The following is a 13899-nucleotide window of genomic DNA, read 5'->3' on the forward strand; positions in this document are numbered from 1 at the left end:
GCTCCTTGGGGGACGGCTCCCCAACGGACGGCCTGCCGACCCCGGCGCGGGTTTGGTGGCCGGCCGCCGGCGCCGGCACCAGCGCCGCCGGGCCGCCAGGCGCGGAGGCCGGCCCCGCCGAGGCCGGCCTCACCGAGGAAGATGATCGTCGCGGGATGCCCTCAGTGGCGACCGCATCTGCGCTCAGCTCCGCGCTCTCGCTCACCGCGCAGATGATGCGACCTCGCCCGGAACGGCCGGACATGGGGGGCTTGCTCATAGCACAGCGACAACGCACTGGCACGGTCAGACTCAGCCGCGCCCCGAGGATAACGTTCGGGTTCCGCGGCATTCCGCCCGGGCGCCGTCGGATTGATCTATGGTTGATGCGCCAGCTGGATGACCTGGTCGGGGGCATCTGGCCGCTTATGTCGGGCACGGGGGGCAGGGCGAGAGCTGTGGCTCGTTCATCGACGTCGCGGACGTCGCGGTTGGTTCTGGGATCCGCCGGTGCGCGGGTTCTCGTCGTCGGCACGGGCGGGCTCGGTGGGCCCGGCGTCGACCGGGCGGGCGAGGTCGGCGCCGTGGTAGCGCGGGCCGTGGCCGCGGTCGGCGGCGTGTTCGTGGAGCGCTGCGGGCTGGCCGAGGAAAGCCTGCGCACGGTCGTCGACCCGGCGACCCCGCTCGATCTCGGCGAGGCTCTCGCGGCGGCCGTCGAGCAGGCCACCGAGGCTCTCCTCGTCTACTACGCCGGCATCGTCCTCGTCGACGCCGACGGGATGATCCATCTGGCGACGGCCGTGTCGGACAGCCGTCCCCATCGCCTGGCCTACACGGCCCTGCCGTTGTCGTCGGTCCTGGCGACGATGGCGACGAGCCGGGCCGCCACCCGGCTCATCGCCGTCGACGGTCTGTGGGTGCGGACCACGGTCGCCAACTCCACCGTCCCGCCGGTGCCACCTCGCGTTCCCGGTCTTCGCGAGGATGTTCCCGGTCCTCGTGAAGATGCGGGGGGCGGCGTCAACGCGGCCGGCGACGGCGTGGAGCTGCTCGTGCTGACCTCGCCGCTGGCCGCGCACACCGGGCCGGCCGCGGATGACGGACCGCCGCTGTCCGCCGGCCTGGTCCGGCTCCTCGTCAACGGCGACCCGGACGGCCCGGTCGAGCTGAGCGTCGGGCAGGTGACCCGGCGGCTCGCCCAACGTCTCACCGCGGCCGGGAACGCAGTGCTGCATTCCGCCGCCGCCTGGTCGGATGGGGTGATCCTCGCCGGCAACGCCGCGCACACCCCGCCGATCGCCGACCTGGAGCCGGCGCCGACCACCGTGCTCACCGACGGCCCCGGCCCGGTGGTGACTCCAACCCCGCGACAGCCGGCGGGGCTTCCCAGCGCACCGGACGGCGGGGGGACCACCGGTGAGGCCGCCTGCCCCTATCCCGGTCTCGCCTCGTTCGACGCCGGCACGCAGCGCTGGTTCTTCGGGCGGGAGCGAGCGACGGCCGAGGCGCTGTCGCGGCTGGAGGAACGGCTGGACGGCGCGGGTCCGCTGGTGCTCGTCGGTGCCTCCGGCTCGGGAAAGTCGTCGCTGCTGGGCGCCGGGCTGCTCCCGGCGCTCGCCCGGGGCGCAGTGGCGGGCGCCCGCGGTTGGCCGCAGGTCCTGATGACACCCACGGATCACCCGGCCCGCGAGCTGGCCCGCACGGTGGCGCAGGCGGCCGGGCTGTCCGTGCTCGCGGCGGCACGGCTCGACGTCGTCTCGCAACCCGCCCGTTTCGTCGGGGCGCTGTCGGATCTGCTCGCCCTGGGTCCGGCCGCCGCCGGCGGCGGGACCACCCCGCCGACCCGGCGGGTGGTGATCGTCGTCGACCAGTTCGAGGAGACGTTCACCCTGTGCGCGGATGAGGAGGAGCGCGGCGCGTTCATCCGCGCGCTGGTCGCCGCGTGCCGCGGGGACGGGGCCACCCGTCCACCGGCGGTCGTCGTCATCGGCGTCCGCGCCGACTTCTATGGCTGGTGCGCGGCCTATCCGGAGCTGGTGGACGCGCTCCAGACGGGGCAGGTCGTGGTCGGGCCGATGACCGCGGCGGAGGTGCGCGACGCCATCGTGAAGCCGGCCGAGGCGGTAGGGCTCACGGTGGAGCCGGGCCTGGTCGATCTGATGCTGCACGACATCGGCGCCGACGAGCACGGCGTCGTCGCCGACCCCGGATCGTTGCCCCTGCTCGCGCACGCGCTGCGCGCCACCTGGCGGGAACGCGAGAACGGCACTCTGACGGTGGCCGGTTACCTGCGGGCCGGGGGTCTACGGGGGGCCATCGCCCGGACGGCGGAGGAGACCTTCGGCACGCTGGACGCGGCCGGCCAGGATGCGGCCTGGCAGATCCTGCTACAGATGATCCAGTTCGGGGATGGGACGGACGACACCCGCCGCCGCGTCTCACGCACCGAGCTGCTGTCCACGTCGGCGTCAGCCCAGAACTCGGCGTCAGCCCAGAACTCGGCGTCAGCCCAGAACTCGGCGTCAGCCCAGAACTCGGCGTCAGCCCAGAACGTCTCCGCCGTCCTCGACGCGCTGGTCGCCGCCCGACTCGTCACCGTGGACGCCGACACCGTCGAGATCTCCCACGAGGCGCTGCTGCGCTCGTGGCCGCGGCTGCGCGAGTGGATCGAGGTCGATCGTGCCGCGGCGGTGACCCGACAGCGGCTCACCGACGCCGCGGCCACCTGGGACGACGGCGGGCGGGACCCGTCCTACCTGTTCGCCGGCAGTCGGCTGGCGACCGTCCGGGAGTGGGCGCAGGCCGGGCAGCGGCAGACGGCACTGAGCCCGGTCGCGCGGGACTTTCTGGCGGCCTCCCTCGCGGCCGAGCAGGCGGCGCGGCGGGCCGAGGTCCGGCGGACCAGGCGGCTGCACCAGCTCGTCGCCGCTCTCACGGTGCTGACCCTGATCGCCGGTGGAGCGATGGCGTTCGCCTTCCGGCAACGGGCCCAGATCGCCGGCGAGCGGGACCGGGCGCTGTCGGTGGCGATCGGCCGGCAGGCCGACCAGCTACGCAGGTCCGACCCGCTGGCCGCCGCCCAGCTCGGCGCCGTCGCCTACCGCCTGGCGCCGACGGCGGAGGCGCGCAGCGCCGTGCTGTCGACGTTCGCGAGCGACTACGGCTTCGCCACCCGTCACCTCGGCACGCAGACCCGTCCGATCGGCGCGGTCGCCTACAGCCGGGACGGCAGGCTGGTGGCGACGGCGAGCGACGACTGGACGGTCGCCCTGTGGTCCGCGTCAGACCCCACCCGCCGCACCCCGCTCAGCACGATCAGGGGCCACCGGCTGGCGGTGAAATCCGTGGCGTTCAGCCCGGACGGCCGGTTCGTCGCCACCGGGAGCGACGACCGGACGGTCCGGCTGTGGACCATCACCGATCCCACTCACCCGGTGCTCGCGGCGACGTTACCCGGCGCCTCCGACTCGATCCACGGGCTGGCCTTCCGCTCCGACAGCCGGGTCCTTGCCACCGGCGGGTACGGATCACAGGTGCGGCTGTGGGACGTCTCCGACGTGAGCGCGATCCGGCCGGCCGGCGCGATCACCGCCCACACCGCGAACGTCCGTGCCGTCGCGTTCAGTCCCGACGGCACCGAGCTGCTGACCGGTGGCGACGACGGCCGGGCCCTGCTGTGGGACGTGCGGGACCTCGCCGCCCCGGCGGAGCTGAGCGAGCTGAAGGGCGAGGCGGGCCCGAATGTCGTGCTCAGCGCGAACACGGCCGTCCGTGCGGTCGCCATCAGCCCGGACGGGAAGACGGCGGTGACCGGCAGCGACGACACCACCGCGCGGGTCTTCGATCTCACCGACCCGCGACGGCCGACCACCCTCCAGGTCATCGACGAGGTGCGATCGGTCGAGGCGGTGGCGGTCAACGTGGACGGCCTCGTGGCCGTGGGGGTGAACAGCGCGGTCGAGATCTACGATCCGTCCCGCCATTTCGACGCCATCGCGGTCCTGCCGCACGCGTCGAAGCCGTGGGCGTTGGCCTTCAGCCCGGACGGGCGAACCCTCGCCTCCGGTGCCGACGACCGCACCCTGCGCCTGTGGGACGTGCCGGGGCCGGTGCTGGTCGGGCACCACCGCTTCCTGTGGTCGACGGCGGTCCATCCGAACGGGCGGGTCCTAGCCACCGGGGACTACGGGCAGACCGTCCGGCTGTGGGATGCGCATGACCCCGATCGGCCGCTACCGGCCGCCACGTTGACCGGATTCAACGCCGCGGTCGGCAGCGTCCGGTTCACCCCGAACGGCAGGGTCCTCATCGCCGGCAGCCTCGACTACGCCACCGACTTCGACGGCATGGTCACGCTGTGGGACGTCGCCGACATCCACCGTCCCAGGCTGCTGTCCACCATCCATCCCGGCATCGGCGGGATCAAGGACCTGGAGGTCAGCCCGGACGGCCGGACCCTCGCGCTGGCCGGCACGAGCGCCCGGCTGGCCCTGGTGGACATCTCCGCCCCGGCCACGCCCCGGGGGCGGTCCGTCCTCGCAGGGCACCGCTACGACGTCGCCACCGTCAGTTTCAGCCCGGACGGGCGCACCCTGGCGTCCGGAAGCAGCGACCGGACCATCCGGTTGTGGGACATCACGACACCGGACCGACCGGCGGGCATCAGCACGATCACGGGCTTCACCAGCGCCCTGATCACCATCGCCTTCAGCCGGGACGGAAGGACCCTCGCCGTCGGCAGCTTCGACACGAAGGTCGCCCTGTGGGACGTCACGGACCGCCGGGCCCCCCGCGCGCTGCCCTCGATCATCGGGTTGGGGGCCGGCGTCAACTCCATCGAATTCAGCTCCGACGGCCGGCTCATGGCGGCGGGCGTCGGCGGCGCGAACGGCGTGGTGCGGCTGTGGGACATGTCCGATCCGGCCGACCCGGTGCCGTACGCCACCTTCAGCGGCCGCTACAACGGCTTCGCTGCGGTCGCCTTCGCCCCGGACACCGCCTTCATCGTCGGAGCGCCCTACCAGGTGATCGGATTCGTCTGGGACCTCGACCCGGCGAGCGTCGTCACGCGGCTGTGCGCGCGGGCCGGCGACCCGCTCACCCGCGAGGAATGGAAACAGTACCTGCCGGGCCTCGACTACGATCCGCCGTGCGGCTGACCGGACCGGAGCCGGAACGGTTCATCACCGACCGGGTGGCCGAGGCGCTCCCCGCCTATGAGGTGACCGCCATGCTCGGGCACGGCGGTCACGCCGTCGTCCTCGCGGGTCGCCACCGCCGGCTCGGTCGAACCGTTGCGATCAAGGTCCTGTCGACCAGCGCGGCGGACGGCGGCGCCCACGGTCGGTTCCTGGCGGAGGCGCGCCTGCTGGCCGGACTCGACCATCCCCACGTAGTCCGCATCTACGACTACGTCGAATCCGGGGACCTGTGCCTGCTCGTCATGGAACGACTGGCGGGCGGCACCGTGCGGGCCCGCGCGGCGAACGGGCTGACCGTCGACGTCGTCTGCGCGATCGGGTTGGCGACCGCCGCCGCGCTGGAATGCGCGCACGCGGGCGGGATCCTGCACCGCGACATCAAACCGGACAACATTCTCTTCAGCGCCGACGGCCTGCTGAAGGTCACCGACTTCGGGATCGCCAAGCTCATCGGCGCTTCCGGCGCGGCCCCGAGCACGCTCGTCGGTACCCCCGTCTACATGGCGCCGGAACAGTTCGACGGCCGGCCGCCGGGACCGGCGTGCGACCTGTACGCACTCGGGATCGTCCTCTACGAACTGCTCAGCGGCCGCCCACCGTTCGTCCGGGCGCTATCGATGGCGCAGCTGATGGACCATCATCTGCGCGTCGCGCCGCAACCACTGGACGCCGCGCCGCCGGCAATCGCCGCGGTGGTGGACCGGGCGCTGCGCAAGGAGCCCGGTGCACGCCCGCCGTCGGCCCGCGCGTTCGCCCTGGATCTCGCCGCCGCGACGGCCCATGCGCTCGGTGCGGGCTGGCTCACCCGCTGCCCGCTGCCGCTGCGGCTCGACGACGATGTGCGCGACGCGGCGCGCGGCAGTCCACCAGCCCGCACACCACCAGCCCGCACACCACCAGCCCGCACACCACCAGCCCGCACACCACCAGCCCGCACACCACCAGCCCGCACACCACCAGCCCGCACACCACCAGCCCGCACACCACCAGCCCGCACACCACCAGCCCGCACACCACCAGCCCGCACACCACCAGCCCGCACACCACCAGCCCGCACACCGCCGGACACTCCGCCGTCAGCCGTCCCGCCACCAGCCACCGCCTCACCACGCCGATGGTCAGCCGGCGTGATCCGGCGCCGGTCCCTGAACCGGACCGCGCGGCGCGACCTCCGCCCGGCCGACATCACGTCCGCGCCGTTGCGGGTGGACTACCCGTACAGCGTGGTCGCCGCGCCGGATGGTGCGGTATACGTGTCCCAACGGCTACGCCACCGGGTGCTCCGGATCGAACGCGACGGCCGGACGGTTCACGTGGCCGGCTCCGGCAAGAGCGGCCCGCACGGTGACGGGGGGCCGGCCGTCAACGCCGAGCTGGACAACCCGTGCGGGCTGGCCCTGGGCCCCGACGGTTCCCTGTTCATCGCGGACAGCTTCAATAATCGGATCCGCCGGGTCGCGCCGGACGGTCGGATCGTCACCGTCGCCGGCTCCGGCCGTCACGGCCCGCCGGCCGGCCCCGCCGCCCGGCACGCCGCCTCGCTCAACCTGGCGCATCCGCACGGCGTCTACGTCGACGCGGCGGGCCTGGTGTACGTCGCGAACACCGGCGGCCACCAGGTGATCCGGATCGACCCGGATCTGCGGGCGGCACCGCTGGCGGGGGCGGGTGTCCCCGGCCTGTCCGGAGATCACGGACCCGCCCAGTTCGCCCAGCTCCGGCGCCCGCACGACGTCACGGCCCCGCCCGGACGGAATGTCTACCTCGCCGACACCGACAATCACCTGCTGCGGGCTGTCGACGCCGACGGGATCATCTCCACGGCCGCCGGGATGTTCTACGGCGCGTCCCCCGACGACGGAGCCCCGGCCCGGATCGCGGACGTCGGTCGACCCCACTCGCTGGCGCCCACCCCCTCGGGCGGTCTGCTGGTCACCGACCCCGATCGGGGACGGGTCCGCCTCGTCACCCACGATCGACTCGTCCGCATCTTCGCGGATGCCCGAACAGGTCTGCGGCGGCCGCTCGGTGTCACCGTCCACAGCGACGGCACCGCCTTCGTCGTCGACACCGCCCAGCACCTCATCCACCGTCTCCCGGTCGCATAGACCGGTCACCCGGCAAAGCATAGAAGACCCGGACGATGGTCAGTCCCCGGCACCATCAGCGGCGTCGGCACCATCAGCGGCGTCGGCATTCGTGCGTCCGGCGGCCCGGTAGGCGTTGGCGAGGTTTCCCTGCGAGGTCAGGGTGTCGCGGTGATCCGGTCCGAGGACACGCCGCTGGTCGGCCAGTACCCGCTCGTACAGGTCGATCGCCTCCGCGAGGCGCCCCGCGGCCGCAACGGCGCAGGCCAGGTTGTTCCAGGTGATCAGGATGTGTGGATGGTCAGCGCCGAGAACACCGCGGGCATCGGAGAGAACCCGCTCGTACAGATCGATCGCCTCGGGCAGACGTCCGAGCGCCTGGTAGGCGTCGGCGAGATTGCTGCGGGAGAGCAGGGTGTCGGGATGGTTGTCGCCGAGAACGCCTTCCCGGCCGGTCAGTACCTGCTCGTACAGGTCGAGGGCCTCAGTCGTCCGTCCGCTGGCCTGATAGGAGCTGGCGAGATTGTTGCGCACGAGGAAGGTCGTGAGATGCTCCTGGCCGAGAACCCGGACGACGTCGACGAGAACCTCTTCGTGCAGCCTGATCGCCTCCGCCAAGCGCCCCGCCGTCTGGTATGCGTTGGCCAGGTTGCTCCGGGCCAGCAGGGTGTCGCGATGGTCCGGGCCACGGATCCGTCCAGCGTCGTCGACAACCTGCTCGAGCAGTTCGACGGCCTCCGCGATGCGTCCGGCGGCCCAATAGGCGCTGGCGAGATTGTTACGGCTGATCCCCAGATTGGGATCATCGGATTCGAGGATGCGGCTGGCCCGCGCCAGGATCCGCTCGTACAACCCGATGGCCTCGGAAATGCGTCCGGCCTTCTGCAGGGCGAGGGCGAGGTTGTTCCGGAGAACCAGGGTGTTGGGGTGGTCGGTTCCCACGACCTGCTCGGTTCGAGCCAGCACCCAGGTGTGCAGGTCCACGGCGGCGGCGAGCTGTCCGGTTTCCTGGAGATAGAGCGCCGCCAGATTGCCCAGCCCCAGCATGCCCGCCGCGTTCGCGTCCGCCGGGGACGGCTCGGCTTCGATCTGGGCCTGAAGGTGTGGGAGCAGCGCGGCCCAGCGCGGCCAGGCCGCCGGATTACCCTGGATCGCGGTGGGCAGGGCCCTGATCATCAACCAGCCGACGGTGGCCCGGAACTCCAGGTGCCGCGACGTCGGAACCCGGTCCCGCAGCACCGCCTGCACCAGCCGATGCAAGGTGATGGTTCCCTGTTCGACCTTGCCCAGCCCGAGAGCACGGAGGCGGGCGACCACGTCCCCCCAGCGCAGCGGGGAGGAACAGGCCGCGCTCAGCGCCGACCAGAGCGTCCCCTCCCCGTTGCTCTCCCCCAGCTCCCCGTTGCTCTCCCCCAGCACCACCAGCGCGGGAAACAGGTCGAGCGGGATGGGCTCCGGGCCGAAGAATCCGGCCAGCTGCAGCAGCTCGACGACGGCCGGTTCGTCCGGTCCGATCTCGTCCAGGGCCAGGTTCCACGCCGCGGCGACAATGAACGGATAGCGGTCCGGTTTTCCGCGGGTAAGGAGTTCCCGAGTCTCCACGCGCAACGCAGCCAGGTAGTCCGAAACGGTCATGCCGCTGGCGGCGAGCCAGGCTCCGGCCTGTTCCGCCGCCAGCGGCAGGTCCCCGACCGCGGCCGCGAGCCGCTCAGCCTCGGCGTCCTCCAGCGCGGCTCGGTGCCTCCTCAGCAGATCGATCGTGTCCCTCCGGGGCAGCACCGCGACCTCGGTTGCGGTAGCCCGACCGGCCCAGTCGGGGTTGCGCGAGGTAATCACGAGATGTCCGAACTCGGCGGTCTCCGCGGCCTGCAGAAGCCTGGACAGGTAGGGGTTGGTGGCGGTAGCACCGGCGTTGTTGCCCATGACGGCATTGCCAATAACGGCATTGCCAATAACGGCATTGCCAATAACGGCATTGTCGACGACCAACAGCCACCGGCGATGAGGTCGACCGGCGCGCAACGCCTCGGCCGCCGCGGCGGCCGCTGCCTCGTCCCCCTCCACGTGGGCGAGTCCCAGCTGGGCCGCGAGGGCGGCGAGGCCGGCGACGACCTCCGTCATCTTGTCGCCGCGGATCCACCAGACCAGGTCGTAGGCGTGGCTGTACCGGTAGGCGAACTCCACGACGAGCTCCGTCTTGCCGACCCCGCCCAGGCCATGCACCACCTGGGCCCGCACCCCCGGCACAGGGGAACCGGGGCCGGGCACGGCCCGGTCGAAGCCCGTCAGTCGCGCGCGCAGCTCGGCGAGTTCGGATGCACGCCCGACAAAGCGGGGGTTACGCACCAGTTCCGGCGGCAGCCCCCACACGAGCGGGGGCCGACCCGGATACCGCGCTGCCCGTTCGGACTCGTCCGCCGCCGCGGGCACGTCGCGGGTGTCGCGGGTGGGGAGCGGCGTGGGATTGACCGACCGCACCTGCCCTGTCACGGCGGCACGTATCCCGTCCAGCAGCCGGGCGCGAGCGGCTGCGGCGGCGCCCGGCCCGGCCAGGTCGGTCAGGTCGGTCAGGTCGATCCAGGTGAGGCTGCCGAGCAGGCCGAGCGTGTCGGGCTCGCACGGCTCGACCTGCACCGGAATCAGCCGGCGTCCCCGCCCGCCCATGTCCGCCGCCCAGATCGCCTGCCACTGCGCCGCCGCGCCGACCGAGGCGAGATAGGCCGGGGTCAGCACCGCCAGGAGCCGGCCTGCGGTGGTCAGTCCCGCCTGGACGAGCGCAGGCCAGTTCGACCCGGGGACGAAGTCCCATGCCTCGAGCAGCACGCGGCGGCCAGCCCTCTCCAGGGTGTCCGCGATCCACTCCGCCCACGCCTGGTCGACGCCGGCGTAGGAGACGAAGAAGTCCACCGTCTTCCCGGCGTCGTGGGTGGTATCCGTGCCAGCCGGGTTCATCGGCTGGCCACCCGGACGCCCCGCCAGTCGAGAGGTGAAGGCCGGGATCAGGCGTTGGGCGGCAGGTCGGTGCCGGCACCGCGCTGACGTAGCGCGACCCGCTCCAGGCCCGCGCCCATGGCCAGCGCCGCCTCGGCGTCGGTGTTGAGGCCTTCCACCGTGAATCCCGCCTCGGCGATCATCTTCAGGTCCTGGTGGCCCTCCTGACCCTCACTGGTCAGGTAGTCACCAAGGAAGATGGAGTTCACCACCGAGAGGGCGAGGGGCTGCATCGAGCCGAGATGAATCTCCCGGCCGCCCGAGAGCCGCACCTCGGCCGTGGGGTTGACGAACCGGACCATGGCGAGAATGCGCAGGCACTGCCGGGGGTTGAGGTTCCATTCCGCCCCCAGGGGCGTGCCCTCGAATGGCATGAGGAAGTTGACCGGGATGGAGTCCGGGGCGAGCTCGCGCAGCGCGAAGGCGACGTCGACGAGGTCCTCGTCGCTCTCCCCCATGCCGGCGATGATACCCGAGCAGGGTGAGAGGCCGGCGTGCCTGGCTTCCTGCACCGTGTCGACCCGGTCGTTGTAGGTGTGCGTCGTGCAGATGTCTGCGTACTTCTCACCGGCCGTGTTCAGGTTGTGGTTGTAGGCGTCCGCACCGGCCGCCCGCAGCTGTGCGGCCTGCCCGTCGGACAGCAGGCCGAGGCACGCGCACACCTCCACGTCCGGATGCGCGGTCTTGATCGCGCCGATCGTGTCCGCCACGCGGTCGACGTCCCGGTCCGTCGGCCCGCGGCCGCTCGCGACCAGGCACACCCGGCGGGCACCGCCCGAGATGCCGGCGCCGGCCGTCGCGGCGGCCTCCTCGGGCTTGAGCCAGGTGTACTTCAGGATTCCCGTGTTCGAACCGAGCCGCTGCGAGCAATAGGAACAGTCCTCCGGACAGAGTCCGCTCTTGAGGTTCACCAGAAAGTTCAGCTTGACACGCCTGCCGAAGTACCTCCGCCGGAGCCGGTAGGCGGCGGCGACGACGTCCAAGAGATCGTCGTCGTCACTGCGCAGGACGGCCAGGGCCTCGTCCCGGGTCGGAGCCTGACCACTCACCCCCTTGCTGACAAGGCTGTTCAGAGTGGCTGACAGGTCCATGTCCGTCATCCTCGATCCTCTGCTGGCACGGCGGGCACTGGCGGGCGGCGGAAACCTGCGGGTGATCGTCCTTCCGCCGCGTCCACACTCTCATCGTTGCCTTGATCGGAACCAGCGATCGCCCACGTCGGGGCGGGGGTACGGCCGGGGTTGCCCGGACGTGGACGTGGCCAACCGGCGCCGGCGGGCAGGAAGGGGAGGATGGGTATGTGGCGACTGGATCCCGGGTGGAGGAGAACGACGCGTGCGTGTCGGGCGACAGCGTCGCCGGCGCCCACCCCACACCGACCGAACCAGCGACTGGACCTTCGAGTGGAAACTGGACCTTCGACCGGAAAGTGAGGCCCACGAGTGAGCCCGCAAGGATCCGACTCCGACGTCGTGACGGTGCCGCGTGACGCGGCGTCACCACAGACGGTGTCGCGTGACACCGCGTCGGTCCCGCCCGCCGACGAGGTCGTGCTCCTCGACGCCGAACGCCGCCCCTGCGGGACGGCGCCGCGGATCGCCGTGCACGGCCTCGACACCCCCCTGCACCTGGCGTTCTCGTCCTACCTTTTCGACCCGTCCGGCAGGCTGCTCGTCACCCGCCGGGCGCTCGACAAGCGGACCTGGCCGGGGGTGTGGACGAACAGCTGCTGTGGGCATCCCCGCCCAGGCGAGGATCTGGCGCGGGCCGTCGAGCGCCGGGTAGGCCAGGAACTCCGCCTGGAGTTGACCGACCTGCACTGCGCGCTGCCGGACTTCGCCTACCGCGCCACCGCCGCCGACGGTCTCGTGGAGAACGAGGTCTGCCCGGTCTACGTGGCGCGGGCGCTCGGGGACCCGGATCCGGACCCGGCCGAGGTGGTCGAGTGGCGCTGGGTCGAGTGGGACGACTACCGCCGGGTGGCCGCCGCCGCGCCCTGGGCGCTAAGCCCCTGGTCGGTCGACCAGATGGCGGCGTTCAGCGCGGCGGCCCATCCGCTGACCGCCGCGCTCTCCCTCGTCTCCGGCGGAACCCACGCCTGAGCCGGCCATCCGGCGAGCCGACCCTCCGTCCTGTTCCGGAGGGCATCCTGTTCCGGAGGGCATCCTGTTCCGGAGGGCATCCTGTTCCGGAGGGGTTGCCGTGCCGGCGCTGACGCCCGGGGCCACCGAACCGCGGATGGTCCCGGACGCCGCGCGACCGTCCGCCGCCGGCCCCGACCCGGGGGTCCGTGGCGACGACGACACCGCGACGCGGGTGGCAGGAGCACGGCGTCAGTCCACGGCACCCCGCCGCGTCACGGCATCCCGGACATGGTCGATGACCGAGGCGATCGGACCTACCGTCCACTGCTTGGCGGTCGAACCGGCGGCTGACGGGTGCACCCAACCAGCACTAGGGCCTGTTCTGGGTTCGGATCATGGGGTCGGGAGGCTGCGTAGCCAGAGGATGGATCCGCGTAGGTGGAGTCCCGCGGCGTAGCTTTCGGGTGTCTTGTCGTAGCGGGTGGCCAGACCCCGCCATTCCTTGATCTTGTTGATGCTGCGCTCCACGGTGTTGCGGTCCTTGTAAAGCGTGGCGTCGTGGCTGACCGGGCGGCCACCGAGGCTGCCGCGTTTCTTGCGGTTGGCCTTCTGGTCGGCCTTCTCCGGGATCACCGCCTGGATCTTCCGGGCGCGCAGGTGGGCGCGGTTGGCGCGGGAGGAGTACGCCTTGTCGCCGGCGACCGCGTCCGGCCGGGTCCTGGGGCGCCCGACCGGGCACCTTGATTTTCTTCAGGACCAGGAGGAAACGCGGGCTGTCCGCGGCCTGTCCGGGGGTCAGGACGATGGACAGCGGGCGGCAGCGCCGGTCGGTCGCGAGGTGCACCTTGCTGGTCAGCCCGCCCCGGAAACGTCCCAGCTCGGCGGCGGTCAGCCGAGCCCTGCGGCGTCGGCGTACCGCGCGGCGCCGTGCCCGTTCGGCTTCCTCACCACCCTCGGGCGCCTCGGTCACACAGTCGTTTTGCCCGGTTTCTGAAGCCCCTTTTCCTCCGTCAGGGCCTTCTCCAGGTCGACCAGGAGATCCGGGTCGACCACCATGCCCGCCGCGTGGTGATGCGCGCGGGCGACGGTGGAGTCCACGCTGGCCAGGCTGAGATCGACATCGTCGCGCGCCGCCGCCTCGGTGATCATCGCGTCCATGAGGGTCTGGAAGACCCCGTCCTGCGCCCACAGCCGGAACCGGTCGTAGATCGTCGACCAGGAGCCGTAGCGTTCGGGCACGTCCCGCCAGGGACTGCCGGTCCGGAACCTCCACATCACCGCGTTGACGTAGCTGCGCAGGTCAGGGATCAGCCCGGAGGCCCCCAGCGGGAGGTACGGCTCGATCAGCTCCCACTCACCGTCGGTCAGGTCGCCACGAGTCATACAACCGTGCTACCAGCCGGAGCACCCGAACACGAAAGGCGATCATCCCGCCTGTGATCCGAACCCGGAACAGGCTCTAGGTCCAGGCCGGGGTTTCTCTTTGCCCGGACAAGGTGGGGGCGGCGCGCGCGACCAGGCGGCGCGCGGCGGGCACGCAGTGGATCGCGACCTGCG

The 13899-nt window shown here is 72.0% G+C and carries 5 protein-coding genes and 1 pseudogene; 3 read left to right on the plus strand and 3 right to left on the minus strand.

Translation table 11 applies throughout. The annotated features are described in order from the left end of the window. The first annotated feature begins 470 nt into the window (after positions 1-470). Both FRANCCI3_RS21155 and FRANCCI3_RS21160 read left to right on the plus strand, forming a co-directional pair. Entirely contained in the window at positions 471-5138 is a 4668-nt protein-coding gene (locus tag FRANCCI3_RS21155; RefSeq protein WP_049761011.1) for an AAA family ATPase, read from the plus strand. Then, positions 5129-7288 (plus strand): serine/threonine-protein kinase, encoded by a 2160-nt coding sequence (locus tag FRANCCI3_RS21160; protein WP_011438547.1) that lies wholly within the window; start codon positions 5129-5131, stop codon positions 7286-7288. Before FRANCCI3_RS21155 ends, FRANCCI3_RS21160 begins: the two co-directional genes overlap by 10 nt. Before the next feature lie 39 nt (positions 7289-7327). Here FRANCCI3_RS21160 and FRANCCI3_RS21165 read toward each other — a convergent pair whose 3' ends face one another. Both FRANCCI3_RS21165 and bioB read right to left on the minus strand, forming a co-directional pair. Then, positions 7328-10219 (minus strand): tetratricopeptide repeat protein, encoded by a 2892-nt coding sequence (locus FRANCCI3_RS21165; RefSeq protein ID WP_011438548.1) that lies wholly within the window; start codon positions 10217-10219, stop codon positions 7328-7330. A 47-nt stretch (positions 10220-10266) separates the two neighbouring features. Beyond that, positions 10267-11349, minus strand: a complete 1083-nt coding sequence (bioB, locus tag FRANCCI3_RS21170) for a biotin synthase BioB (protein WP_035734200.1) — start codon at positions 11347-11349, stop codon at positions 10267-10269. Between the two features lie 417 nt (positions 11350-11766). Between bioB and idi the strand changes: the two genes are divergently transcribed. After that, positions 11767-12360, plus strand: coding sequence for an isopentenyl-diphosphate Delta-isomerase (gene idi / locus FRANCCI3_RS21175; protein WP_035734199.1), 594 nt, complete (start codon positions 11767-11769; stop codon positions 12358-12360). A gap of 375 nt (positions 12361-12735) precedes the next feature. Here the strand turns inward: idi and FRANCCI3_RS25110 are convergent. Continuing rightward, a pseudogene (locus tag FRANCCI3_RS25110) lies at positions 12736-13725 on the minus strand (IS5 family transposase). Positions 13726-13899 lie beyond the last annotated feature (174 nt).

Origin of the sequence: Frankia casuarinae (assembly GCF_000013345.1) — a bacterium.
Classification (GTDB): Bacteria; Actinomycetota; Actinomycetes; order Frankiales; family Frankiaceae; genus Frankia; species Frankia casuarinae.

Bases quoted from the DNA above. Each gene is read 5' to 3' on its own strand.
- FRANCCI3_RS21165 (WP_011438548.1), bottom strand. From the start codon at position 10,219: ATGAACCCGGCTGGCACGGATACCACCCACGACGCCGGGAAGACGGTG.
- bioB (WP_035734200.1), bottom strand. From the start codon at position 11,349: ATGGACCTGTCAGCCACTCTGAACAGCCTTGTCAGCAAGGGGGTGAGT.